Source organism: Polaromonas sp. P1_H6 (assembly GCF_056405195.1).
Window position 1 is genome coordinate 71,104 of record NZ_JBFUCN010000016.1, and the last position, 24,458, is coordinate 95,561.

General features: G+C 65.0%; 18 protein-coding genes. 12 read left to right on the top strand and 6 right to left on the bottom strand.

Annotation, left to right across the window (positions count from 1 at the left end; translation table 11 throughout):
- Positions 1 to 17 precede the first annotated feature (17 nt).
- From AC1D1F_RS15870 to tadA, 3 genes are read left to right on the top strand one after another with little or no spacing between them, the layout of a single operon-like run.
- Positions 18 to 656 (top strand): FMN-binding negative transcriptional regulator, encoded by a 639-nt coding sequence (locus AC1D1F_RS15870; protein ID WP_477677183.1) that lies wholly within the window; start codon positions 18 to 20, stop codon positions 654 to 656.
- Between the two features lies 1 nt (position 657).
- Positions 658 to 885, top strand: coding sequence for a hypothetical protein (locus AC1D1F_RS15875; RefSeq protein WP_477651753.1), 228 nt, complete (start codon positions 658 to 660; stop codon positions 883 to 885).
- Between the two features lie 26 nt (positions 886 to 911).
- Positions 912 to 2,312, top strand: coding sequence for a tRNA adenosine(34) deaminase TadA (gene tadA, locus AC1D1F_RS15880; RefSeq protein ID WP_477700771.1), 1,401 nt, complete (start codon positions 912 to 914; stop codon positions 2,310 to 2,312).
- Here tadA and AC1D1F_RS15885 read toward each other — a convergent pair.
- Positions 2,296 to 2,904 (bottom strand): trimeric intracellular cation channel family protein, encoded by a 609-nt coding sequence (locus AC1D1F_RS15885; RefSeq protein ID WP_477677181.1) that lies wholly within the window; start codon positions 2,902 to 2,904, stop codon positions 2,296 to 2,298. The two genes, tadA and AC1D1F_RS15885, sit on opposite strands and share 17 nt — an antisense overlap.
- Positions 2,905 to 2,971: 67 nt before the next feature.
- Between AC1D1F_RS15885 and AC1D1F_RS15890 the strand changes: the two genes are divergently transcribed.
- Positions 2,972 to 3,913 carry an LD-carboxypeptidase gene (locus AC1D1F_RS15890; protein WP_477677180.1) on the top strand — a complete coding sequence of 314 codons (942 nt, stop codon included), beginning with the start codon at positions 2,972 to 2,974 and terminating at the stop codon, positions 3,911 to 3,913.
- A gap of 124 nt (positions 3,914 to 4,037) precedes the next feature.
- Here AC1D1F_RS15890 and AC1D1F_RS15895 read toward each other — a convergent pair whose 3' ends face one another.
- The gene (locus AC1D1F_RS15895) at positions 4,038 to 4,343 is read right to left on the bottom strand and encodes a hypothetical protein (RefSeq protein WP_477697438.1); all 306 of its coding nucleotides are present in this window, start codon (positions 4,341 to 4,343) and stop codon (positions 4,038 to 4,040) included.
- Positions 4,344 to 4,704: 361 nt separating this feature from the next.
- On the opposite strand from AC1D1F_RS15895, the gene AC1D1F_RS15900 reads away from it, so the two are divergent.
- The 3 genes from AC1D1F_RS15900 to AC1D1F_RS15910 all read left to right on the top strand — a co-directional run bounded on the left by AC1D1F_RS15900 (position 4,705) and on the right by AC1D1F_RS15910 (position 9,797).
- Positions 4,705 to 6,132, top strand: coding sequence for an aldehyde dehydrogenase family protein (locus AC1D1F_RS15900; RefSeq protein ID WP_477677542.1), 1,428 nt, complete (start codon positions 4,705 to 4,707; stop codon positions 6,130 to 6,132).
- A gap of 120 nt (positions 6,133 to 6,252) precedes the next feature.
- The gene (locus AC1D1F_RS15905; RefSeq protein WP_477677543.1) at positions 6,253 to 7,188 is read left to right on the top strand and encodes an FHA domain-containing protein; all 936 of its coding nucleotides are present in this window, start codon (positions 6,253 to 6,255) and stop codon (positions 7,186 to 7,188) included.
- Between the two features lie 92 nt (positions 7,189 to 7,280).
- Complete coding sequence (locus AC1D1F_RS15910) at positions 7,281 to 9,797, top strand: penicillin acylase family protein (RefSeq protein ID WP_477677544.1); 2,517 nt, start codon at positions 7,281 to 7,283, stop codon at positions 9,795 to 9,797.
- Between the two features lie 8 nt (positions 9,798 to 9,805).
- Here AC1D1F_RS15910 and AC1D1F_RS15915 read toward each other — a convergent pair whose 3' ends face one another.
- Positions 9,806 to 11,980 (bottom strand): catalase, encoded by a 2,175-nt coding sequence (locus AC1D1F_RS15915; protein ID WP_477677545.1) that lies wholly within the window; start codon positions 11,978 to 11,980, stop codon positions 9,806 to 9,808.
- Between the two features lie 100 nt (positions 11,981 to 12,080).
- The gene (locus tag AC1D1F_RS15920; protein WP_477677546.1) at positions 12,081 to 12,398 is read right to left on the bottom strand and encodes a hypothetical protein; all 318 of its coding nucleotides are present in this window, start codon (positions 12,396 to 12,398) and stop codon (positions 12,081 to 12,083) included.
- Between the two features lie 260 nt (positions 12,399 to 12,658).
- Here AC1D1F_RS15920 and AC1D1F_RS15925 point away from each other — a divergent pair, with 260 nt between their 5' ends.
- The 3 genes from AC1D1F_RS15925 to AC1D1F_RS15935 are packed head-to-tail and all read left to right on the top strand — an operon-like array spanning position 12,659 to position 13,692.
- Positions 12,659 to 13,084 carry a response regulator gene (locus AC1D1F_RS15925; RefSeq protein ID WP_477684285.1) on the top strand — a complete coding sequence of 142 codons (426 nt, stop codon included), beginning with the start codon at positions 12,659 to 12,661 and terminating at the stop codon, positions 13,082 to 13,084.
- 32 nt (positions 13,085 to 13,116) lie between these two features.
- On the top strand, positions 13,117 to 13,443 hold the full coding sequence (locus tag AC1D1F_RS15930) for a hypothetical protein (protein ID WP_477677548.1): 327 nt from the start codon (positions 13,117 to 13,119) through the stop codon (positions 13,441 to 13,443).
- A 54-nt stretch (positions 13,444 to 13,497) separates the two neighbouring features.
- Positions 13,498 to 13,692, top strand: coding sequence for a hypothetical protein (locus tag AC1D1F_RS15935; protein WP_477677549.1), 195 nt, complete (start codon positions 13,498 to 13,500; stop codon positions 13,690 to 13,692).
- A 6-nt stretch (positions 13,693 to 13,698) separates the two neighbouring features.
- Here the strand turns inward: AC1D1F_RS15935 and AC1D1F_RS15940 are convergent, their stop codons facing one another.
- Complete coding sequence (locus AC1D1F_RS15940; protein WP_477697454.1) at positions 13,699 to 14,613, bottom strand: hypothetical protein; 915 nt, start codon at positions 14,611 to 14,613, stop codon at positions 13,699 to 13,701.
- Positions 14,614 to 14,727: 114 nt separating this feature from the next.
- Positions 14,728 to 15,456 carry a hypothetical protein gene (locus tag AC1D1F_RS15945; RefSeq protein WP_477697453.1) on the bottom strand — a complete coding sequence of 243 codons (729 nt, stop codon included), beginning with the start codon at positions 15,454 to 15,456 and terminating at the stop codon, positions 14,728 to 14,730.
- A 294-nt stretch (positions 15,457 to 15,750) separates the two neighbouring features.
- Between AC1D1F_RS15945 and AC1D1F_RS15950 the strand changes: the two genes are divergently transcribed.
- Together AC1D1F_RS15950 and AC1D1F_RS15955 are read left to right on the top strand one after the other, a co-directional pair.
- On the top strand, positions 15,751 to 21,783 hold the full coding sequence (locus tag AC1D1F_RS15950) for a HAMP domain-containing protein (RefSeq protein ID WP_477700772.1): 6,033 nt from the start codon (positions 15,751 to 15,753) through the stop codon (positions 21,781 to 21,783).
- Entirely contained in the window at positions 21,780 to 23,957 is a 2,178-nt protein-coding gene (locus AC1D1F_RS15955) for a response regulator (protein ID WP_477700773.1), read from the top strand. The genes AC1D1F_RS15950 and AC1D1F_RS15955 overlap by 4 nt, the downstream gene beginning before the upstream one ends.
- Positions 23,958 to 24,458 lie beyond the last annotated feature (501 nt).

Here is a 24,458-nt window from a genome sequence, read left to right on the forward strand (position 1 = left end):
GGCCTATGCTTCAGGCCATGTACCTGCCACCCCAATTCAAAGGCGACCGCGCCCAGGCCGCGGCGCTGATCAACGAGAACCCCTTCGCCAGCCTGATCAGCGTGGATGACGCGGGCCTGCCCTATGTGACCCATCTGCCGCTGCACCTGGAAGAGCGCGGCGAGCAGATGGTGCTGCTGGGCCATGTGGCCAAGCCCAACCCGCACTGGCGCTACCTGCAGGCACGGCCCCAGGCTGTCGTGACCTTCCTCGGGCCGCATGCCTACCTGTCGCCCAAGGTGTATCCCGACCTGGCGCGGGTGCCGACCTGGAATTACGTGGCCGTGCATTGCACCGTGCAGGCGACGCTGGTCGAAGACCCGGCGGCCAAGGACAAGCTGCTCAAAACTCTCATAGGCGACCACGAGCCGCCTTATGCCCAGCAGTGGCGTGACCTGGGCGAGGAATTTGCCCACAAGATGCTGGCCGGCATCGTGGGCTTTGAGCTGCAGGTGACCGATTTCCAATGCAAGGTCAAAATCAACCAGCACAGGCGCGAGTCGCATGCAGCGATGCACGCCATGTACGCCGCCGGCAATGAGGACGAGCGGGCCCTGGCGGCCTGGATGGACCGTCTGGGCATGGCCACCAACAACGACACCCCAAAGGAGGCTTGATATGCGCGGTATTTTCAGCATCGTGGGCCTGCTGGTGGCGTTGGCCATCGTGGGCCTGCTGGTCAAAAAACAACTGGGCACCCAGGTCACCGTCCCGGCGGCCCCCGGCATGCCCGCCGTTTCCGCCGACGCGCCGCCGCAGGTGCAGAGTCAGCAAGCCCAGCAGCAGGTCAAGCAGGCTGTGGAGGGCGCCCTGCAGCAGGCGCGTCCCATGCCCGAAGAGAAATAAGGCCGGCGGCAGCCATTGCCATTCCGATGAGCGACGAGATTTTCATGCAGCAGGCCCTGGCGGAGGCACGCCAGGCCGCCGCCGCGGGCGAAGTGCCGGTGGGCGCGGTGGTGGTCCGGTACGGCGAGGTCATTGCCAGCGGCCGCAATGCGCCGGTGGACGGCCATGACCCGACGGCCCATGCCGAGATCGTGGCACTGCGTGCCGCGGCGCGGGTGCTGGGCAACTACCGGCTCGGCGACTGCGAACTCTTTGTCACGCTGGAGCCCTGCGCCATGTGCAGCGGCGCCATGCTGCACGCCCGGCTCAAGCGTGTGGTGTTCGGCGCGGCCGACCCCAAGACCGGCGCGGCCGGCTCGGTGCTCAACCTGTTTGCCGAATCCCGGCTCAACCACCAGACTGCCTTGCAGGGCGGTGTGCTGGCGTGGGAATGCGGCGAGCTGCTGCAGGCTTTCTTCCGGCAGCGGCGCGCCGACAAGCGCGAAGAATCCAGGCTCGCCCACCCGCTGCGCGACGATGCGCTGCGCACGCCCGACGCGGCTTTTGACGACTTGCCGGGCTATCCGTGGCAGCCTCGTTATGTCAGCGACCTGCCGGCGCTGGGTGGGCTGCGTCTGCATTACCTGGATGAAGGCGGGGGACGTGACGCAGGCGAGGGCGGCCTGACTTACCTGTGCCTGCACGGCAACCCGGCCTGGAGCTACCTCTACCGCAAGATGATCCCCGTGTTGCTGGAGGTCGGGCACCGTGTGGTCGCGCCCGACCTGATCGGCTTCGGCAAAAGTGACAAACCCAAAAAGGACAGCTTCCATAGTTTCAGCGTCCACCGCCAGATCCTGCTGGAACTGGTCGAAAGCATGGATCTGCACAACGTGGTGCTGGTGGTGCAGGACTGGGGTGGCCTGCTGGGCCTCACGCTGCCGATGGAGGCGCCGCAGCGCTACACCGGACTGCTGGTCATGAACACGACGCTGGGCACCGGTGACGCGCCGCTGCCCGCCGGCTTTGTGGCCTGGCGCGAGATGTGCGCGAAAAACCCGGAGTTCGACCTGGCCCGGCTGTTTGCGCGCGGCAACCCGCAAATGAGCGCCGCCGAGTGCGCGGCTTACAACGCCCCCTTTCCGGACAAGGGCCACCGCGCGGCCTTGCGCGCCTTCCCGCCCATGGTGCCGGACAGCCCCGGGGCCGATGGCGCCGCCGTCTCGCGGCAAGCGCGCAGCTTCTGGCAAAACGGCTGGACGGGCAAAACCCTGATGGCGGTGGGCGCGCAGGACCCGGTGCTGGGCCCGCCCGTCATGCGCGAGCTGCAGGCGGTGATCCGCGGTTGCGGCGAGCCCATGGTACTGGGGCAGGCCGGGCATTTTGTGCAGGAGCATGGCGAGCCGGTCGCGCGGCAGGCCTTGGCGTTTTTCAGCCCGGCAGCTTGAAGACCGGCAGATGCCAGCCCATGAAGATGGCGCTGAGCCGCAGCGCCACCACCGCCGCCAACCCGATGCCAAAGGCCCATGAAGGCCTGAGTCCCAGCGCCTTCAAGGCAAGGTAAAGCGCGATCCCGGCGATCGCCGCGCTCGCGTAGATGTCCTGGCGCAGCAACAGCGGCACCTGGTTGCTGCAGACGTCGCGCATCAGGCCGCCCGCCACGCCGGTCATGGTGCCCATCACCACCACGATCACCGGTGACAACCGCGCGGCTTCGGCCAGCTGCGCGCCCGACAGCGCGAACAGCGCCAGCCCGAGCGCATCGGCCACCAGCAGCGCCTGCGACGGGATCGGCAGCACCTGCACATACAGCATGGTGCCCAGGGCCGCTGCGGCGATCACCAGCAGGTAGGCCGGCCTGGCCATCCAGAACACCGGATGACGGTTCATCAGCAGGTCGCGCAGGGTGCCGCCGCCTATGGCGGTCAAGGCCGCCAGCACCAGCACGCCCAGCAGGTCGAGCTGCAGGCGCCCGGCCGCCAGCGCGCCGCTCACGGCAAAGACGGCAACGCCCAGGAGGTCCAGCACATACAGCATCATGGTGGCCCGTTTATACCTGCAGCCAAGGCGGCAAGGGAGGACGGGCGACAGTGGGATACTTGCAGCCGTGAAAAAACATATCTACATCTACTCCCCCTCCAGCGCGGTGCGCGACAAGGCCGCCTTCAAGCGCGGCGTGCAGCGCCTCACCGCCTTGGGCCATGAGGTTGAAATTGATCCCGACGCACTCGCGCGCCACCAGCGTTTTGCCGGCGACGACGACACCCGGCTGGCCGGCATCCACCGCGCGGCCGCCAGCGGCGCCGACGTGGCCCTGATTTCCCGCGGCGGCTACGGCCTGTCGCGCATCCTGCCGGGCATTCAATACAAAGCGGTCGCCAAAGCCATCGCGGGCGGTACACGTTTTGTCGGCTTGAGCGACTTCACCGCCTTCCAGCTGGCCGTGATGGCCAAGACCGGCGCCGTGACCTGGGCCGGCCCCGCGCTGGGCGAGGATTTCGGCGCCAAGGCGCCGGACGACATCACCGAGGCCTGTTTTGACGACCTGATCACGGGGCAGGGCGAGGGCACGGGCTGGCAACTGCCCAAACCGGCCGCGGATGCGAAGCCGGCGGCCGATTTCATGGTCAAGGACGCCGTGCTCTGGGGCGGCAACCTGGCCATGCTGTCCTCGCTGGTCGGCACACCCTACCTGCCGGCCGTCAAGGGCGGGATTTTGTTCATCGAGGACGTCGCCGAGCATCCCTACCGTGTGGAGCGCATGCTCACGCAGTTGCTGCACGCCGGCGTGCTGGCGCAGCAAAAAGCCATCATCTTTGGGCAGTTCACCAACTATTCCCTGGTGCCGCACGACAAGGGCTTCAAGCTGGCGTCGGTCATCGCCTGGCTGCAAAGCAAGGTCAAGGCGCGTGTGCTGACCGGCCTGCCTTTCGGCCACGTGCCGACCAAGGTGATGCTGCCCGTGGGCCTGAAAACCACGCTGGCGGTGGAGGGGCGCGATGCCTTTGTGCTCTGGGGCCACCTGCACGGAGCGCATGAGGCGCATTGAGCGGGTGCCGGCTGCGAGCGGACAAAAATAAACCAGCTAGAAGCTGGTTTAAAAAGTTGCCTTGGAGGCCAGGAAGAAACTAGAGGAAACTGGAGAAGAAAAAGAGCGGAACGAAGGAAAAAAGTTACGTGGTGAGCGGGCTGGGCCGCGAGCTCAGGCCGCGAGGCAGCATGCCCTTGAATTTGTCGCTGATGCGGCTGACTTTTTCACGGGCGATGGTCTCACCGTGCATGGCCGCCAACACTGCCATCACGTCACCGCGGGTGTACCAGAGGCCCTGGATATCCTGGGCATAACGCACGCGGCGGGTGATCTTGGGATAGTGCTTTTCGCCGAATTCACCGAGTTCGTCGAGGATGAACTGGCGGATGTCCTCGGTGCGGTCTTCCAGTATGGAAGGCGTGACCTCGCCGGACCCCAGCAGTGCCATGAAGCTGCTTTTGATATTCGGTTTTAACCAGCGCATGTATTTCACAACTTTCTACCGGAGCATCCCGTGGGTATTTATCTGCGTTCCCATGGAACGTCGTCTTCTGTTAGATTAAGACGACATCTAAGGATATGCAAGGTGTTTTGTGTGAAATGGTTAACGCAAAACAACAAATGAATCAAGGAGTTAGTAACTAGATGTCATGTCGATTCTGGAATTGAACATTGTTTAAATCTTTAGGCCTACAGGCAATTTCACCTGTGAGCCGAAAGTCACTCCTGGCCTTTTTCGGCATTATTCACCTCTTTTCGGGCCTTCTTCAGGCCCTCCCCGGACCGCTATGAGCACACAAATGACCGCCATGACCGTTTACCCCGCGCACTACATCAACGGCCAATGGGTCAAGGCCCAGTCCTCCGAAACCCTGCCCGTCCACGATTCCAGCACCGAAGCCCTGATGGCGACGGTGCCGGCCGGCACTGCGGCGGAGGCTGAAGCCGCCGTGCTGGCGGCCCGCGCGGCTTTCGACGGCTGGTCAGCCCTGCCGGTCGAAACCCGCGCCGCCTACCTCGACAAGGTGGCGGCCGGCGTCAAGGCGCGCACCGAGGACCTGGCCGTGGCGATTGCCCGCGAAGTGGGCATGCCCCTGAAGATGGCGCGTGCCGTCCAGGTGGGCGGCCCGGCCTGGCACTGGGGCAATTTCGCCAAGGTGGCGCGCCAGTTTGAATGGGAAAAGCAGGTCGGCAACTCCCTGGTGGTGCGCGAAGCGATCGGCGTGGTGGGCTGCATCACGCCCTGGAATTTCCCGCTGAGCCAGATCACGCTGAAAATCGCGCCGGCCATGGTGGCCGGCTGCACCGTGGTGCTCAAACCCAGCGAAATTGCGCCGGTCAACGCCATGATCCTGGCCGAGATCATCCACGAGGCGGGCCTGCCGCCCGGCGTGTTCAACCTGGTCAACGGCATGGGCCCGGTGGTGGGCGAAGTCCTGGCCACGCACCCGGAAGTCGATATGGTGAGCTTTACCGGTTCCACCCGCGCGGGCAAACGCGTGAGCGAACTGGCCAGCCAGTCCATCAAGCGCGTGGCGCTGGAACTGGGCGGCAAGTCGGCCAGCGTGGTGCTGGACGACGCCAATTTTGAGGCCGCCGTCAAAGGCACCGTGTCGGCCTGCATGCTCAACAGCGGCCAGACCTGCTCGGCCCACACCCGCCTGCTGGTGCCGGCCGGCCGCTATGAGGAAGTCAAGGCGCTGGCCCAGGCCGCCGTCGCCAAATTCAGCGTAGGCCCCAGCCTGGAAGAGGGCAGCAAGCTCGGCCCCCTGGTCAGCGCTTCGCAGCGCGACCGCGTGCTGGGTTTCATCCGCACCGGCATCGAAGAGGGTGCCGACGTGATCGCCGGCGGCGCCGAGGCGCCCGCCATCGCCAAGGGCTATTTTGTCCAGCCCACCATCCTGGGCATCAAGCCCACCGACACGCTGGCCCAGGAGGAAATCTTCGGCCCGGTGCTGGTGGTCATCCCCTACAAAGACGAAGAAGACGCTGTGGCCATTGCCAACAGCACCATCTACGGCCTGGGCGGCGCCGTCTGGAGCGGCACCGACGAGCACGCGATGAAGGTCGCGCGCCGCCTGCGCACCGGCCAGGTGGACATCAACGGCGGGCCTTTCAACGGCCAGGCCCCGTTCGGCGGTTACAAACAGTCGGGCAATGGCCGCGAAAACGGCGTGTACGGCTTTGAGGAGTTCCTGGAGTTCAAGGCCATGCAGCTCAAGCCCAGCGCGAGCTGAATTTCCGGGCCGCCCCGGCCGGTGCCTGGGCAAAACCGCCGAGCCGACTGCCGTTTGTCATAAGTTCCATGTGTACTTATGTTTTAATGGCGCCAGAACTACAAGCAGTTACATCGATTTATGGCAGAAGTTACCGTCGTTTTTGCCGATCTCACAGGAAGCACCGGGGTTTTTGAGTCGCTGGGCAATGCCAAGGCAACCCAGGCCATCACACGACTGACCCAGTGGATAGGCAAGGTCTGTCAGGCCTACCGGGGCCACGTCGTGAAATACCTGGGCGACGGCGTGCTGGTCGTGTTTCCCGACAATGCCGACGCCGTCGATGCCGTCACCGAACTCCAGCGGGTCCACCGCGACCGCATCCGCAACTGGCCCGACCAACTCAAGATGCGCCTGCAAACGGGCGTCGCGCGCGGTGAAATCGTCGAGCAAGACGGCGACTGCTTCGGTGACGCCGTCAACCTGGCTTCGCGCCTGAGCGACCTGTCCGGCCCGGACCAGATCCTGGCCACCGACGCCGTCATCCGGCAACTTCCCTCCGACACGCTGGTGCGCTCCCGAAGCCTGGGCGCGCTGGAAATACGCGGCCGCACCGAAGCCTGCCTGGTGCACCGCATCGAATGGCAGGCCGAGGTCATGTCGGAATCTTTCACGGTGCCCGCCACCCTGACGGAGCCGCCGCCCGCCCGGCGGGCTGCCGCCCAGGCATTGATAGAGCTGTGCTGGCTGGACATCAACACGGCCTTCGCCTCGACCGAGCTGCCCATCTTCCTGGGGCGCGACCAGGACGCGCATTTTGTGGTGCAGGATCCGCGGGTTTCCCGCAGGCATGCCAGGATTGAATGGCGCGCCGGCCAGTTCTTCCTCGAAGACGTCAGCAGCTACGGCACCTGGGTGCGCTTTTCCGACAGCACCGCCGTGGTGGCACTGCGCCGCCAGGAATGCGTGCTGCTGCTCGAAGGCGAGATCGCGCTGGGCGCTCCTTTTGAGGATTTCACGGTGCCCACCGTCAGTTTCAAGTTCGCCGACGGCAAAATGCACTTGCAGACAAAATAAGCTGCATTCATCCTGCCGGGTGCGGGATGTCAAAGAGTCCGCTACGGGCTCATCGCCTTTGCCGTCGATCCGCACGGCGACTTGATGGGAACATGATCTTGGCCTGGTTCAAACGCGTTCTAGCCGCCCTGGCCGCGCTGCTTCTGCTCGCCGCGGCGGCGGCCGGCATCTATATTTACCGCGCCACACCCGCGCTCGATGGCGAACTCCAGGCTGCCGGCCTGCGGGCCCGCGTGAGCGTGGCGCGCGATGCGGCCGACGTCACCCACATCAAGGCCCAGTCGCCGCGCGACGCCTGGTTCGCCCTCGGCTATGTGCATGCCCAGGAGCGCGGCTGGCAGCTGGAATTCAACCGGCGCGTGATGCACGGTGAGCTCTCCGAGGTGTTCGGCCCGGCCACGCTGGACACCGACAAGCTGCTGCGCACGCTGGGCGTGGCGCGCGCCGCCGAGCGCCAATGGCAGGGCCTGCCCGCCGAGGGGCGCGAGGCCATGCAGGCCTACAGCGAGGGCATCAACGCTTTTTACGCCGGTTCATCGCAGGCCTTGTCTCCCGAGTTCCAGATCCTGGGCGTCAAGCCCGGCGGCGCCTCGGGCGTGGCCTGGTCGCCCACCGACAGCCTGGCCTGGTCGCTGATCATGGCGCTGGATTTGAGCGGCAACTGGGGCACCGAATTCGCCCGTCTGTCCGCCGCCCGCGTGCTCAAGACCCCCGAACTCTGGCAGCTGTTTCCGCCATACCCCGGCGAGCAGCCGGCCTCCAGGGCGGATTTCAGCAAGCTCTACGCCGATCTCGGCGTGTACCGCACCGACCTTCCCGCCACCCCAAAAGTTTCAAGCAGCCGCCCGGCCCCCGCAACCGTCGCCATGGCCCAAGGCATTAACGGCTGGGCCGGGGCACTGGGCGAGGTGGAAGGCAAGGGCTCCAACAACTGGGTGGTGGCCGGCGCGCACAGCGCGAGCGGCAAGCCCCTGCTGGCCAACGACCCGCACCTGGGCCTGTCGGCCCCGGCCGTCTGGTATTTCGCGCGCCTGCAGGCGCCCGCCGGTGGCAATGACACCGGGCTGGACGTCATAGGCGCGACCTTGCCAGGCCTGCCGTTTGTGGTCATGGGCCGCACCCAGAAAATGGCCTGGGGCTTCACCAACACCGCCCCCGATGTGCAGGACCTGTACCTCGAGCAGGTCAACCCGGCCAACCCGCGGCAGTACCGCATCCCGTCCGCCGGGGCTTCCAAGGCTGAGGCCTGGGCCGACTTCGAAACCCGCCGCGAAACCATCAAGGTCAAGGGCCAACCCGACGTGGTGCTGGATGTGCGCGAAAGCCGCCACGGCCCGGTGCTCAGCGACGTGCAGAAATCGCATGCCGAACTGCTCGACACCCGCAAATATGTGCTCGCGCTGCGCTGGAGCGCGCTCGACGACGACAACCAGACGGTGCTGGCCGGGCTGCGGGCCAACCGTGCCCAGTCGGCCCAGGAATTGGTGGATGCCTTCGCGGCCTACCACTCGCCGATGCAAAACGTCGTCACCGCCGACGTCGCGGGCGGCGTGGCCTTCAAGGCCGCCGGCAAGGTGCCGCTGCGCAAACCCGACAACGACATTCGCGGCATCGCCCCTTCGCCGGGATGGGATGTCCGTTACGACTGGGCTGGCTGGCTGCCTTACGCGCAAACGCCCGAAGCCGGCCGCGCCGCCATCGAGGCCAGGGGCTGGTGGGCGACGGCCAACCAGCGCATCACGCCGCCGGCTTATCCTTTCTTCATCGGCCAGGATTGGACCGTGCCCTACCGCCACAACCGCATCGAGCAGTTGCTGGCTGCCACGCCCAGGCATGACGTGGCATCCATGCAGAAAATCCAGGCCGACCAGCTGTCACCGGCGACGGTGAAATTGCTGCCTTTCCTGCAGAAAACATTGGCGCAACCGGTGAAGCATCCATTGGCCGATGCCACGCGCAAGGCTATGGCCGGCTTTGACGGCGTCATGCGCGCCGACCAGGCCGCGCCGCTGGTGTTCGCCGCCTGGGCCGACGAACTCACGCGCGGCATTGTGGGCGGCAAGCTCGGCGAGGCGACGTTCAGGCCGCTTTATGGCAAGCGCCATTTCAGGAGCACGCTGGAAGATGTATTGGAGCGCCAGGACGGCAACTGGTGCGGTGCGGCCGGCTGCGAGGCGCAATCGGCGGCGGCGCTGCTGCGCGCGCTGGACCGCCTGCAGACAGCTTACGGCACCGATATGGGCAGCTGGACCTGGGGCAGGGCGCATCCGGCCCTCTCGGCGCACAAGCCTTTCGGCAACGTGGCCTGGCTGGCGCCCTGGTTTGACGTGCGCGTGCCCACCGGCGGCGACACCTTCACCGTCAACGTCGGCCAGTACTGGGCCACGGGCGACGCCACGCCCTTTGCCAACCGGCAGGCCGCGTCCCTACGCGCTATCTACGACATGGGTGACCCCGAAAACTCGCGCTTCATCTACCAGACCGGGCAGAGCGGCCTGGTGTTTTCCGGCCGCTACCGCGACATGCGGGACAGCTGGGCCGCCGTGCAATACCGGCCTTTGCAGATGAACCCTCCGGCCTTCGCGCACCAGCTCACACTGCGTCCGTAAGACGCGTTTTACGCGGGGATGGCGTCCACGTTGAGCCGGTCCCAGTGGCGGTGCAGCGCAATCGCCGCCAGGAGATCCTGCGACACCTGGCCGTCCATCACCTTGCGCGCGTCGGCGATGATGACACCGGGCGTGGGCACGCTGACCGCCTCCGGATCCCTGCCCAGGCTGAAGCCCAGGGTCGCCAGCAGCTGCGCGCCGTCGTTCACGGAGCAAATCGTCTTGCAATGCTTGTAGGCCTCCAGCACGAAGTGCACCGCCTCGCCCATGGCGCCCAGGGTGGCAACGCTTTCGCTTCCGCCCGGAATCAGCACGGCGTCAAACATCACCGAGGGCATGTTGCTGAAGGTATGGTCCGCAGTGAGTTGCCGGCCCGATGAGGTGCTCACGGTGCCCAGGTGCGGCGCCACAAGCTTGCACTGGGCGCCGGCGTCCAGCAGGTCCTGCTGCAGGCGCTTGAGCGCGGCGGCCTCCACCCCGTCGGCCACCAGGATGGCCACCTTGCGCGTTTTGGCGCTGCCGCCCGGGCGGCCCACCATGCGCAGGGCCGGGTCTTCTTCCACCTTCACCACGATGCGGTGGTCGCGAAAGCCCAGCCTGCCGGCCGCGGCCTTGGCGTCGGGCGGCTTGATGCCCAGCGGGGCCGCCACGCGCGCGGCCAGCTTCAGGTCCACATGGGCCAGGTTGTCCACCATGCGCTGGCGGATGTCGGGCACCTCCACCTTGGACAGCTCAAAGCGGAAGGCCGCCACGATGTGGTCTTTTTCCGGCGCGCTCTGGCTGTTCCAGAACAGCGCGGCCTGCGAAAAATGGTCGTCAAAAGAGGGGCTGCGGCGGCGGATTTTCGGCGGCTCCAGCTGCTCGGGGTAGGACTGGAATCCCTGCGCGCCGCCGTCTACCCGGTACTCGGCACCGCTGCCCAGCGTGTTGGGTTCGTAGGCGACCCGGCCCTTGGCGATGGCCTGGCGGTGCATGCCGTCGCGCTGGAAGTTGTGCATGGGACACACGGCCCGGTTGATCGGGATCTCATGGAAGTTGGCGCCGCCCAGGCGCGACAGCTGGGTGTCGGTGTACGAGAACAGCCGGCCCTGCAGCAACGGGTCGTTGGAAAAGTCGATGCCGGGCACCAGGTGGCCGGGGTGGAAGGCGGCCTGCTCGGTCTCCGCGAAGAAGTTGTCCGGGTTGCGGTTGAGCACCATCTTGCCGATGAGCTGCACCGGCACCTGTGCTTCGGGGATCAGCTTGGTCGGGTCAAGGATGTCGAAGCCCAGCTCGCTTTCCTTGCCCTCGTCGACGATCTGCACGCCGAGTTCCCACTCCGGGAAGTTGCCGCTTTCAATCGCCTCCCACAGGTCGCGCCTGTGGAAGTCCGGGTCCTTGCCGGCGATTTTCTGCGCCTCGTCCCAGACCAGCCCGTGTACGCCCAGCTTGGGTTTCCAGTGGAACTTCACAAAAAAGGATTCGCCGCGCGCATTGATGAAGCGAAAGGCATGGACGCCGAAGCCCTCCATCATGCGAAAGCTGCGCGGCACGGCGCGGTCCGACATGGCCCACATCAGCATGTGCGTGGATTCGGGCATCAGCGAGGCGAAATCCCAGAAGGTGTCGTGGGCGCTGGCCGCCTGTGGCATTTCGTTGTGCGGTTCCGGCTTGACCGCATGGATCAGGTCGGGAAACTTGATGGCATCCTGGATGAAGAAGACCGGGATGTTGTTGCCGACCAGGTCGTAGTTGCCTTCGGCGGTGTAGAACTTCACCGCGAAACCGCGCACGTCGCGCACGGTATCGGCCGAGCCCCTGGAGCCCGCCACGGTGGAAAAACGCACGAAGACCGGCGTCTCCACATCTGGATCCTGCAAAAAGCCCGCGCTGGTGTACTGCACCATGGACTTGTAGGGCTTGAAATAGCCGTGCGCGCCCGCGCCACGGGCATGCACCGCACGCTCGGGAATGCGCTCGTGGTCGAAGTGGGTGATTTTTTCGCGGAGGATGAAATCCTCCACCAGGGTCGGGCCGCGCACGCCCGCTTTCAGCGAGTTGTGGTTGTCGGGAAACTGCAGGCCCTGGTTGGTCGTCAGCACCGGGGCGATGCCCGCGGTGAAGCTTTCGAGCTGGGTCTTCTTGTCTTTGGCGCCGTCCGTGTTCCGGTGAGGGGGGGAAGTGCTGCGCTTGGAGGGCGGCATGAAAAATCCTTGTTATAAAAAAAACTCCGCCTGGGGCTTGGGGCCACGGGCGGTTACAGGACGTAAGGGCGAAACACCGGGAAGCGCTCCCGCGTGGCGATCAGTTGTCGAGCAGGCCTTCCAGGACCTTCACCGAGGCCAGCAGGCCCAGCGCGGCGACCGTGCCGGCCAGGCACCAGGCCATGAACTCCTGCAGGATTTCCGCGATGCTGTCCGGCAAGGCCATGGACACCAGGAACAGGCCCGCCGCGCAGACCAGCACCGTCAGGAAGGCGTGGAGCAGGTCGATATCGCGGGGATTGGCATGAATTCGCCAGGCGGTCAGCAGCCCCGCGGCCATGCCTGTCAAAAGTCCGGCCATCAGCTTCATGGTGGTGGTTTCCTGTGGTGGGTGAATCGTCATCAGGTGCTTCGTCATCAGGTGCTGCATGGACGATAGGGGCGCCTGGGCGCCGGGGTGGTAGCCCGATGCCGGTGGGCGGTGTAAGGCCTTTCTGCTCCTTGCGTAAGACGACGCTTACTGCCCGCGAACACCGGTGTTCGCTCAGGCTTTTGCGCGCCGGTTGGCCTTTCTCCTACATGGGCACGCTCAACCTTCCGGCATCAAGGCGTGAACCTGCCGCGTAAATTGATGAACATTCCATCCCTATTTGCCGCTGTTGCGGATTGGCACACATCATGAAAATGCGAACCTACCTCGTTGAGGACAATCCCACCATCCGCGACAACCTGCTCAGCACGCTGGAAGAACTGGCTCCGGTTGAAGCCGTCGGCACCTGCGAGACCGAAGACGAGGGCGCCGAATGGCTGACGCACCACGCCGCCCAGTGGGACCTGGCCATCGTCGACCTGTTCCTCAAACAGGGCAGCGGCCTCAGGATCCTCGAGGCCTGCCGCGACCGAAAACCCGCCCAGAAGATCGTGGTGTTCAGCAACTACGCCACGCGCGAGATGCGCATGCGCTGCGCCGAACTGGGCGTGGACGCGGTCTTTGACAAGTCCACGGAAATTGATTGCCTGCTGGCCTATTGCCTGACCCAGAGCCGCAAGCTGGACCCCGCGGCGAACGACGACTCCAGGGCCTCCACGCTGCAGTCCGCGTAAGCCGAAAACACCGCATCCACCAGGACCGGACCATGAGCACGCCCACCGCTCAGCCTCTCGATACCAGACCGCGGCGGCTTGACGACGGCGTTTTCCAGACGGCGGAAGAGGCGGTGCTGGTGGAAGGGCAGGGCAACGGCGCCGCGATGCCGCGGCCGCTGTCCGGCCAGGCTCCCACCTTTGCCCGCAACGGCGGCCGCACCAGCTCTTCATTCACCCGGGCCGTCGGTGCCCATGTCGCGGCCCGGCCTTGCCAGTCGGCCTTGCTGGCCGCCGCGGCCGGCGCGCTGGCCATGCTGGTCCTTCGCTCGCGGCTGCGCGGCCGGCTCCAGCCCTTGCGCTCGTTCCGGCTGAAATGAGGCCGGGGCGGGGCCCTCGACTCAAGGAAATTCACGGAATCCAAGGAAATTTTTATGCCCCTGCATCTTCACGTTCCCGTTCCCCAGCCTCCACCCGGAACACCGGGCATTCACGTGCCGAACGAGGTTCCGCCGCTGATCATTCCCCCTGAGCCCGGCACGCCGCCCGAGATCACCGATCCCCCGCCGCCGGAACCCACGCTTCCCATTCGAGAACCCGGCATCAATGTGCCGCCGCAAGCCACCTAGAGGAAGTCAGGATGCCTGCTGGCGCTGGTATTCGGCGCGCTTCATGACCAGGTAGCTTTCCTTGTCCACCTCATGGAGCTGGCGCGCGTACTGCTCGGTCGCGTCGAACCAGTGCTGCAGCCGCGCCTCGAGTTGCTGCGCCGGCGGCTTGTCGAGTGAGGCCAGGTAGGCTTCAATGGCCAGGTAATAGCGCATGGTGTTGCGCTCCACGGTGCCGCGCATGCCGTCGACATACCCGGCGGTTGAGCCGCGTTGCACCCGCGTGAAACCGACCTTGCCGCTGCCGGCCGTGGCCAGGTAGCCCTGCATGGCCAGGCGGCTGGCGACGCCGTAGCCGTAGGAATAACGCAGGTGCATAAAGGTCTTGCCGTCCGGAAGCGGCACAGCCTGCAGTTCGATGCGGTAATCTTTGGTGCCCAAGGGGCCCTTGTCCGACCTCAGGTTCGCCGCGAGGTAGTCGGGCGAACTGGCGGCCAGCTGGTACTTGAACTGAAGCGCAAAGGCATCTCCCAGTTCCTGCTCGGTTTTTTTCCCGATGTTCATGTTCAGCGTGCTCGGGCTGTCGTCGGAACTGGCGTGGCAGTACTTGGTGTTGATATGCAATATCAGCATCTCGCACCAGCGCCTGGGGCTTTTGAAGGCGGCGCTGACCGTGGCAAAAGGCGAATTCAGCACGGCGTAGGCGCTGCCGGTCACCGCATTGGCGCCTTCGGATGATTCCAGGAACAGCGGCCTGCGGTAGGCATTCTGCGCAAGCTGCCCGGCCAGCGCCGCGTGTTTTTCGAGCAGGGCCGGCGCGCCGGATTCCGCGCTCGCGGCGGGTGCCTGCGCGGCAGCCGGGAAAGTGGCGAAAGGGGCGGCGCAAATCACCAGGCCGCACAGCAGCACAAGGCGCCCAAGACGTCGTCGAAAAGAATTCATGGTTCCAGTTTGCCAGCGCAAACAAGGCCTTCTTCGCGGATGCTCCCTCGTCCTACATGCAATCGCCGCAAGCGTGAAGCGAAAGGGAAATGAACGGGGAGGGCGGCGGGCCGCTCAAGCTTGCACTGTCTCCGCCAGCGCCTCCGGATCGTTCGCGGCGGAAGCTTCGAACTGCAGCGTGAGCCGGTTTTCCCCGCGTGTCAGGCGGACGGATTCCTGCCGGGCCAGGGCTTGCACATCGTCCCACTCCAGCAGGCGGTAAGGGGGTTTGTCCACCACGCGCACAGGCTCGGGGACCTCGGGCACTTTCAGTTCGATGTGTACCGAAAGGACATCCTCCGCGAACCCGGCGCTGATGAGCAGCTTGCCGGGCACGGCAGCCGCATCGGCCAGGCCTATGAGCGAGGCGGTCAGCACATTGCGCAGTGCCGATTGGGGAAGTCGCGCGGCAATGCTGCCGCTGCTGTTGACCACCGAAAAACCCCTGAACGAGAGTTGTGTCACCACCATGCCCACGCATTCCGCGATGCCTGCATCGGCCTTGACCGGCCGGTTGTCCTTGGGCGCGAGCCAACTCATCAAATCAGCGCAGGAGGCGGCCGCCTCTTTGGACAGCGCCACGATGTCGCGCGCGTTCTTGAGCAGCGCTTCCGGGTCAGGGTCGGCTTTTTGCAGGCGCCGCTCCAGCATTGCCGCCACCATGGCGATGGGCTGCAATGTCCCCGCCATGTTGTGGCGTATCACCGGGGCCAGCCGCCGCAGGAGCGCGTAATGCGCCGCTTCCGCCTCGCATCGTTGCAATCCGCTTGCCTGTTCCGCCGTGCTGCTGGACTGAGCGCTCATGGTGCTGGTGCCAATGAAAAGGTTCACGAAAACTGCAGCCAAACCTGCAGGGCCCACGCCGCGCAACGAACACATCTCGCTGCGATATTTTCAAGGCGTAACTACAAAATATACAGCGGCCAAAAAAGAATTTATGTAAGCCAAAGCCTACAGTTGTGAGGCTGTGACGGGCGCGCCGCAGATTGTTTTCGCCGTTAAGTAAATAGTGCGATATCTGGTTGTCATTCTGAATCTTCGCGAGTAATCTCGGCACCCGTTTCTACAAAAAGTTACCGCCAATACAGGATGAATGATATGGAGGCTCTAGCCAAGCTTTCGGTGATCGAGCGCGACACCGAATTGAAGTCCATTCTCAAATCTTTGAGCGCGCTCAGGCGCGGTGAATCCGGCGTCACACTCCCGACGGAGTGGGATGGCATCTATGGAAAGATCGCCGCCGAATTCAACCAGCTGTCGGCCATGACGACGGCGACCACCAGCCGCTGCAAAGGCCTGGCATCCAAGTCCCGCCTGTCAACACGCGCCAGCCGGCGCCTGCCCGAGGAAAAACTCTCGGGCTTCTGGCTGCAGAACGCGATGGCCATCAACACCGTGCTCGACGAAGCCGACACGGTGACGGAGCAGACCAAGGTGGTGCTGACCGCATTGACCGACCTGAAGAAAGGCGACGCGCGCGCATCCCTGCCGCAAGACTGGACCGGCGTGCCCGGCAAGGTCGCAGATGCCTTCAACGACGTGGTCTCGGAAAACGTGCGCATGGCGCGCGAGCTTGAACGCCTGAGCCGCGTGGTCGGCAAGCAAGGCCGGCTCAAGGAACGGGCCTTTGTGCCTGACGCCACGGGTTTCTGGCGCGACTCTGCGGAGTCCATCAATTCGCTGATCGCCGACCTGGTCCACCCGACCAGTGAAGTGGCCCGCGTGATCGGCGCCGTGGCCCAGGGCGACCTGTCCAAGAGCATGGCGCTGGAGGCCGAAGGCAGGGCGCTGGAAGGCGAGTTCCTGCGCACCGCGATGATCATCAACAAGATGGTGGAGCAGCTCGGTACCTTCTCGGCCGAGGTGACGCGTGTGGCGCGCGAAGTGGGCACCGAAGGCAAGCTGGGCGGCCAGGCCGACGTGCAAGGCGTGGCCGGCACCTGGAAGGACTTGACCGACTCGGTCAACTCCATGGGCTCCAACCTCACGGCGCAGGTGCGCAACATCGCCGAGGTGACGACGGCCGTGGCGGCCGGTGACCTGTCCAAGAAGATCACGGTGGACGTGAAGGGCGAGATTCTCGAACTTAAAAACACCATCAACACCATGGTGGACCAGCTGCGGTCCTTTGCGTCCGAGGTGACGCGTGTGGCGCGCGAAGTGGGTACCGAAGGCAAGCTGGGCGGCCAGGCCGACGTGCAGGGCGTGGCCGGCACCTGGAAAGACCTGACCGACAACGTGAACTTCATGGCCGGCAACCTGACATCCCAGGTGCGCAACATCGCCGACGTGACCAAGGCCGTGGCCGCCGGTGACCTGTCCAAGAAGATCACGGTGGACGTGAAAGGCGAGATTCTCGAACTCAAGAACACCATCAACACCATGGTGGACCAGCTTTCCTCGTTCGCTTCCGAGGTGACGCGGGTTGCGCGCGAGGTGGGTACCGAAGGAAAACTGGGCGGCCAGGCCGACGTGCAGGGCGTGGCCGGCACCTGGAAGGATCTGACCGACTCGGTCAACTCGATGGGCTCCAACCTGACCGGCCAGGTACGCAACATCGCCGAGGTGACGACGGCCGTGGCGGCCGGCGACCTGTCCAAAAAGATCACAGTGGACGTGAAGGGCGAAATCCTGGAACTCAAGAACACCATCAACACCATGGTGGACCAGCTGTCCTCGTTCGCTTCCGAAGTGACGCGCGTGGCGCGCGAAGTGGGCACCGAAGGCAAGCTGGGCGGCCAGGCCGACGTGCAGGGCGTTGCCGGCACCTGGAAAGACTTGACCGATTCGGTGAATTCCATGGGGTCCAACCTCACGGGCCAGGTGCGCAACATCGCCGAGGTGACCAAGGCCGTGGCCGCCGGCGACCTGTCCAAAAAGATCACCGTGGACGTGAAGGGCGAAATCCTGGAGCTCAAGGCCACCATCAACACCATGGTCGACCAACTGCGCTCCTTCGCGTCCGAGGTGACGCGGGTGGCGCGCGAGGTGGGCACCGAAGGCAAGCTGGGCGGTCAGGCCGACGTGCAGGGCGTGGCCGGTACCTGGAAGGACTTGACGGATTCCGTGAACTCCATGGGCTCCAACCTCACAGGCCAGGTGCGCAACATCGCCGAGGTGACGACCGCCGTGGCGGCCGGCGACCTGTCCAAGAAGATCACGGTGGACGTGAAGGGCGAAATCCTGGAGCTCAAAAATACCATCAACACCATGGTGGACCAGCTGCGGTCTTTCGCCTCCGAAGTGACGCGTGTCGCACGCGAGGTGGGCACCGAAGGCAAGCTGGGCGGGCAGGCCGATGTGCAGGGTGTGGCGGGTACCTGGAAGGACTTGACGGATTCCGTGAACTCCATGGGCTCCAACCTGACCGCACAGGTGCGCAACATCGCCGAGGTGACGACGGCTGTGGCTGCCGGTGACTTGTCAAAAAAGATCACGGTGGACGTGAAAGGCGAGATTCTCGAGCTCAAGAACACCATCAACACCATGGTGGACCAGCTGCGATCCTTTGCTTCCGAGGTGACGCGTGTGGCGCGCGAAGTGGGCACCGAAGGCAAGCTGGGCGGCCAGGCCGACGTGCAGGGCGTTGCCGGCACCTGGAAGGATTTGACCGACAACGTGAACTTCATGGCCGGCAACCTGACGTCCCAGGTGCGCAACATTGCCGACGTGACCAAGGCCGTGGCGGCCGGCGACCTGTCCAAAAAGATCACGGTGGACGTGAAGGGCGAAATCCTCGAACTTAAGGCCACCATCAACACCATGGTGGACCAGCTGCGGTCCTTCGCGTCCGAAGTGACGCGGGTGGCGCGCGAAGTGGGAACCGAAGGCAAGCTGGGCGGCCAGGCCGATGTGCAGGGTGTGGCCGGCACCTGGAAGGACCTGACCGACAACGTGAACTTCATGGCCGGCAACCTGACCAGCCAGGTGCGCGGCATTGCGCGCGTGGTGACGGCCGTGGCCAACGGCGACCTGGAACGCAAGCTGACCGTGGAGGCCAAGGGCGAGATCGCCGCTTTGGCCGACACCATCAACGGCATGACCGATACGCTGGCCACCTTCGCCGACCAGGTGACCTCGGTGGCGCGCGAGGTGGGTGTTGAAGGCAAGCTGGGCGGCCAGGCCAAGGTGCCGGGCGCGGCCGGCACCTGGAAGGGCCTGACCGAAAACGTCAACCAGCTGGCCGCCAACCTGACGACCCAGGTGCGCGCCATTGCCGAGGTGGCGACGGCCGTGACGCAGGGCGACCTGACGCGTTCCATCACCGTGGAAGCGCTGGGCGAGGTGGCCGCACTGAAAGACACGATCAATGAAATGATCCGCAATCTCAAGGACACCACCCAGGTCAACACCGAGCAGGACTGGCTCAAGACCAACCTGGCCAAGTTCAGCCGCATGCTGCAGGGCCAGAAAGACCTGGTGGCCGTGGGCCACCTGATCCTCTCGGAGCTCGCGCCCGTGGTGGGTGCCCAGCAGGCCGAGTTTTATGTGCTGAGCTACACGCATGAAAGGCCGCGCCTGCGCCTGATGGCGAGTTATGCCTCGGACGGGCAGGGCGCTTACGGCAAGGAAATCGACCTGGGCCAGGGCCTGATAGGCCAGTGCGCTTTCGACAAGCAGAAGATATTGCTGACCTCCTCGCTGCCGCAGGGCCTCAAGATATCCTCCGGCCTCACCGAGGTGGCGCCCATGGACATCCTGGTGCTGCCCATCATCTTCGAGGGCCAGGTTCGGGGCGTGGTCGAGCTGGCCTCGGTCGAGCGCTTCAACCCCACGCACCAGGCCTTCCTGGACCAGCTCACGGAAAGTATCGGCATCGTGATCAACACGATCGAAGCCAATATGCGCACCGAGGACCTGCTGACCCAGTCGCAGTCCCTGGCGCAGGAGCTGCAAAGCCGGCAGGAAGAACTGCAGCAGACCAACGAGGAGCTGCAGGAAAAAGCCCACCTGCTGGTCCAGCAGAACGACGAGGTGGAGCGCAAGAACCAGGAGGTCGAGCAGGCCCGCCAGGCGCTCGAAGAAAAAGCCAAGCAGCTTTCGCTGACCTCCAAGTACAAGTCCGAGTTCCTGGCGAACATGTCGCACGAGCTGCGCACGCCGCTCAACAGCCTCTTGATCCTGTCCGACCAGCTGTGCAAGAACTCGGAAGGCAACCTGACAGCCAGGCAGGTCGAGTTCTCCAAGACCATTCATTCATCCGGCAACGATTTGCTGATGCTGATCAACGACATCCTGGACCTGTCCAAGATCGAGTCGGGCACGGTGGTGGTGGACGTCAATGAGTTGCGTCTGTCCGACCTGCAGATGTACGTCGAGCGCACCTTCCGCCACGTCGCTGAGGCCAAGAGCGTGGATTTCCTGATCACCACCGGCCTGCAGCTGCCGGTGTCCATGGTGACCGACGTCAAGCGCCTGCAGCAGATCCTCAAGAACCTGCTGTCCAACGCCTTCAAGTTCACGCACCAGGGCCATGTGGCCCTGGCCATCGAGGAAGCCTTCACCGGCTGGAGCCCGGACAACGAGGAACTCAACCGCGCCCAGCAGGTGCTGGCGTTTTCCGTCACCGATACCGGCATCGGCATTTCCGCCGACAAGCAGCAGATCATCTTTGAAGCCTTCCAGCAGGCCGACGGCTCTACCTCCCGCAAATACGGCGGCACCGGCCTGGGCCTGGCCATCAGCCGCGAGCTTTCTCGCCTGCTGGGCGGCGAAATCCGCCTGTCCAGCGCACCCGGCGAGGGCAGCAGCTTTGTGCTTTACCTGCCGCTGGTCTACGCCTCGCCGCGCGGCGCGCGCAAGCCCGGCGGCAGCGCCGAACAGCGCATCGAAGCCAGCGCGCCCATTAGCCGGCTGGGCTTCGAGAAGCTGGAGCCCGCTTTTGATGAAACCGCCCTGGTGGTGGACGCCAGCGCCCTGGCCAACGAAGCAGCCGACGACCGGCACGCCATACAGCCCGGCGACTTCGTGCTGCTGATCGTGGAAAACGACCTGGCCTTCGCCGGCTTCCTGCTCGACGCGGCCCGCGCCAAGGGCTTCAAGGGCCTGGTGACCCCGTTGGGCGCCGGCGCGCTGACGCTGGCGGCCGAGTACAAGCCCTCGGCCATCACGCTGGACATGCACCTGCCGGACATGGAAGGTTGGCGCGTGCTCGAGCGCATCAAGCAGGACGCCGGCGTCCGGCACATCCCGGTCTGCGTCATCTCCACCGACGACTCCAAGGACCGTGCCTACCGCTCGGGCGCCATGGCCTTCATCGAAAAACCGATCCCGTCCAAGGAAGTGCTCGACGAGATGCTGGAGCAGCTGCACCGCTATGTGTCGCGCTCGGTCCGGCATATGCTGGTCGCCCTGAAGGACGATGTCCTGCGCGGCGAGGTTACCGGCATGCTGCAGCACAGCCATGTGCAGTGCACCGCCGTGGCCTCGCTGGCCGGCGTCAAAGCTGAAGACTTCGCCCGTTTTGAATGTGTCGTCACCGACGATGCCTCCCTGACCGAGGGCTTCGAAGGCATGCGCCGCGCCGCGCCGGAACGCCGGGCGCTCGGGCCGCTGCCCGTGGTGGTCTGGCGTGAAGGGCCCATCGATGCGCTGCACCAGCCGGCCTGGCAGTCCCGCGACGGCTTCCTGTTCCGCGAGGCCAGGTCCATCCCGCGGGTGCTGGACCAGGCCATGCATGCCCTGCACCTGACGGAGGCGCGCATGACCGAAAAGCAGCGCGGCACCCTGAGGGCCCTGCACGACGCCAACAAATCGCTGGCGGGTAAAAGGGTGCTGATCGTCGACGACGACATGCGCAACATCTTTGCCCTGGCCACCGTGCTCGAAGAGGAGGGCATGGACATCGTCTGGGCCGACAACGGCCACGACGCCATCGCCAAGGTCGCCTCCGACCCGCAGCTCAGCGTGGTGCTGATGGACATCATGATGCCGGTCATGGACGGCCTGGTCACCATGCAGGAGATCCGCAAGCTGCCGGCCGGCAAGAGCCTGCCCATGATCGCCGTCACGGCCAAGGCCATGAAGGGCGACCGCGAGAAATGCATAGAGGCCGGCGCCTGGGACTACCTGTCCAAGCCGGTCAACACCGAAAACCTGCTGGCCGTGCTGCGTGCCTGGTTGCCCCGATGAGCGCTGTCCTCATGCCGCAGGAGCCGGCCACCATGCTCAATCCCGATCCCGTCAACATCCTGATCGTCGACGACCTGCCTGAAAAGCACGTCGTCATGGGCAGCATCCTCGAGGAACTGGGGCAGAACCTGGTCAGCGCCCGTTCGGGCCGCGAGGCGCTTCGCCTGATCCTGCAGATGGACTTCGCCGTCATCCTGCTCGACGTCAACATGCCCGACATCGACGGGCTGGAAACCGCCAGCCTGATCCGGCAGTACAAAAAGACCGCGCAGACGCCCATCCTCTTCATCACGGCCTACGTGGACGAGATGCAGGCCGCCAAGGGTTACGAGCTGGGCGCGGTCGACTACATCTCGACCCCCGTCGTGCCCGGCGTGCTGCGCTCCAAGGTCAAGGTGTTCGTGGAGCTGCACCGCATGCACCGCCAGCTGCAGCAGCAGGCCGTCGAGCGCGAGGCGCTGGCGCGGGCCGAAGCGGCCCGCAGCGCCGCGGAAGAGGCCACGCGCCGCGCCGCCTATCTGGCCGAGGCCAGCCAGCGCCTGTCCATGTCGCTCAACATCGACGCCACCGCCCATGCTCTGGCCGACATCGCCGTGCCGGGCCTGGGCTCCATGGCCGCCGTTTCCTTGCTGGACGACCACGGCGAACTGCACTGCCGCTGCCTCAAGATCATCGGCGAGGCCGACCCCACCTTGGGCCCGGTCTTGCTGGAATGCCACCGCGAGCTGAGCCCGGCCATGGCGGCGGTGGTCCGCGGCGCCATGCTTTCGCGCGACATCCAGTTCCTGCCCGCGACCGAACTCTGCGCGGCGCCGGCTTCGTCCGCGCCGCCGCCTGACTGGCCGGAGCTGCCGCCGGACCACGAAGAAATGGCAGTCTGCCCGCTGGTCGCCGGTGAACAGATGCTGGGCGCGCTCATCATTTTCGGCAAGGCCGGCGGTTTCGCGCAGGCCGACGCCGCGCTGCTAAGCGAGGTCGTGGGCCGGGCCTCCATCGCCATGGAAAACGCCAGGCTCTACACGCTGGTGCAGGAGGCCGACCGCCGCAAGAACGAGTTCCTCGCGATGCTGGCGCACGAGTTGCGCAACCCGCTGGCGCCGATACGCAACGCGGTCCACATCATCAACGGGGCCCAGGTGGCCGACCCGACGGTGGCCTGGGCGCGCGACGTGATCGCACGCCAGGTCGACCACATGTCCCGGTTGGTCGACGACTTGCTCGACGTGTCGCGCATCGTGCGCGGCAAGGTGACCGTCCACATGGAGCCGCTGCTGCTCGCCACCCTGTGCGAGCGCGCCGTCGAAGCCAGCAACCCCTTGCTGGCCGCGAGGCAGCAGTCGCTCACGGTCAAGCTCCCGGACGAGGCCTTGGTCCTGCGGGGCGACCTGGTGCGCCTGTCCCAGGTGCTGTCCAACCTGCTCAACAACGCCTCCAAGTTCACCGACCCGCAAGGAACGATCACCCTGGACGCATCGCTGAAGGGCGACAGCATTTTTATCACCGTCTCCGACACCGGCCAGGGCATAGACGCCGAATTCCTGCCGCACATCTTCGACCTGTTCGCCCAGGGCGACCAGGCGCTGGACCGCGCCCAGGGCGGGCTGGGCATAGGCCTCACGCTCGTCAAGCACCTGGTGGAGCTGCACCAGGGAACGGTCGAGGCCTACAGCGAAGGCCGCGGCAAGGGAAGCCGCATCACCGTGTCCTTCCCGGCCAAGCTTGCAGCACAGGGAGCGGCCCTTCCCGCCGCCGTAGCGCCGAAAGCCGCGAGGCCGGCGCCGGCCGCCTCCCGCAAAGTCCTGGTCGTCGACGACTTGCCAGCTTCGGCGGACACGCTGAAAGTTTTGCTGGAACTCGAAGGCTATGTGGTGAGGATCGCGAACGACGGCGCGGCGGCGCTCACGGTGGCCCAGGAGTTCGGGCCCGACGTGCTCATCCTCGACATCGGCCTGCCCGGCATGGACGGGTTTGAAGTCGCTCGCCAATTGCGCAGCCGGCCTGAATCCAAAGATGCTCTGTTGATTGCCTTGACGGGGTATGGGGAGGCTGAGAGTCGGCAACGGTCGCAACGGGCTGGGTTTGATCATCATGTGGTCAAGCCGGCTGATATCGATTTCTTGCTGTCTCTTGTTGGGCAGCCGCCCGGGGTTCGGAATGTGGTGGACGGGCTTTAGTTCTTTGGGTGTTCTGGGCGCTGATGTTGGTTTGGATTCCGGGGCCGGGGTTGCCGGCAGCAACTCACTTTTCTTTGCTTCGCCAAAGAAAAGTAAGCAAAAGAAAGGCGACCCGCAGTCTGGGTCCCTACGCTTCGCTTCGGGCAACCTGCGGTGCTCGAGCCAAGCGGGGTCCGGCTAAACTCGCCTTCGGCTCAGACAACGCCGGCCCTGATCCGCTTGTCTCTGCGCTCCTCGGCCCAGCCAGGACGGGGCAATCGGGAGCGGGAACCAAACACCAAAAACAAAGAAGACAAATACAAACAAGGACTCGCCACGGCGAGTCCTTGTGGTTTTCAGTATTTGGATTTGGTATTCCTCGTCCCCACCCCTTGTGGATGCGCCGAGGAGCGGAGGTTCAGGCGGATCAGGGATCGCGTTGTTTGAGCCGAAGGCGAGTTTAGCGAGACCCCGCCTGAACCGAGCACCGCAGGTTGCCCGTAGCGAAGCGAAGGGACGCAG

Excerpts from the sequence above, each read along its gene's own strand:
- AC1D1F_RS15875 (WP_477651753.1), top strand. The coding sequence starts at position 658 with ATGCGCGGTATTTTCAGCATCGTGGGCCTGCTGGTGGCGTTGGCCATC.
- AC1D1F_RS15920 (WP_477677546.1), bottom strand. The coding sequence starts at position 12,398 with ATGACGAAGCACCTGATGACGATTCACCCACCACAGGAAACCACCACC.
- AC1D1F_RS15885 (WP_477677181.1), bottom strand. The coding sequence starts at position 2,904 with ATGATGCTGTATGTGCTGGACCTCCTGGGCGTTGCCGTCTTTGCCGTG.
- tadA (WP_477700771.1), top strand. The coding sequence starts at position 912 with ATGAGCGACGAGATTTTCATGCAGCAGGCCCTGGCGGAGGCACGCCAG.
- AC1D1F_RS15910 (WP_477677544.1), top strand. The coding sequence starts at position 7,281 with ATGATCTTGGCCTGGTTCAAACGCGTTCTAGCCGCCCTGGCCGCGCTG.
- AC1D1F_RS15870 (WP_477677183.1), top strand. The coding sequence starts at position 18 with ATGTACCTGCCACCCCAATTCAAAGGCGACCGCGCCCAGGCCGCGGCG.
- AC1D1F_RS15935 (WP_477677549.1), top strand. The coding sequence starts at position 13,498 with ATGCCCCTGCATCTTCACGTTCCCGTTCCCCAGCCTCCACCCGGAACA.
- AC1D1F_RS15945 (WP_477697453.1), bottom strand. The coding sequence starts at position 15,456 with ATGAGCGCTCAGTCCAGCAGCACGGCGGAACAGGCAAGCGGATTGCAA.
- AC1D1F_RS15900 (WP_477677542.1), top strand. The coding sequence starts at position 4,705 with ATGACCGTTTACCCCGCGCACTACATCAACGGCCAATGGGTCAAGGCC.
- AC1D1F_RS15930 (WP_477677548.1), top strand. The coding sequence starts at position 13,117 with ATGAGCACGCCCACCGCTCAGCCTCTCGATACCAGACCGCGGCGGCTT.
- AC1D1F_RS15905 (WP_477677543.1), top strand. The coding sequence starts at position 6,253 with ATGGCAGAAGTTACCGTCGTTTTTGCCGATCTCACAGGAAGCACCGGG.
- AC1D1F_RS15940 (WP_477697454.1), bottom strand. The coding sequence starts at position 14,613 with ATGAATTCTTTTCGACGACGTCTTGGGCGCCTTGTGCTGCTGTGCGGC.
- AC1D1F_RS15915 (WP_477677545.1), bottom strand. The coding sequence starts at position 11,980 with ATGCCGCCCTCCAAGCGCAGCACTTCCCCCCCTCACCGGAACACGGAC.
- AC1D1F_RS15950 (WP_477700772.1), top strand. The coding sequence starts at position 15,751 with ATGGAGGCTCTAGCCAAGCTTTCGGTGATCGAGCGCGACACCGAATTG.
- AC1D1F_RS15925 (WP_477684285.1), top strand. The coding sequence starts at position 12,659 with ATGAAAATGCGAACCTACCTCGTTGAGGACAATCCCACCATCCGCGAC.
- AC1D1F_RS15955 (WP_477700773.1), top strand. The coding sequence starts at position 21,780 with ATGAGCGCTGTCCTCATGCCGCAGGAGCCGGCCACCATGCTCAATCCC.
- AC1D1F_RS15895 (WP_477697438.1), bottom strand. The coding sequence starts at position 4,343 with ATGGCACTGCTGGGGTCCGGCGAGGTCACGCCTTCCATACTGGAAGAC.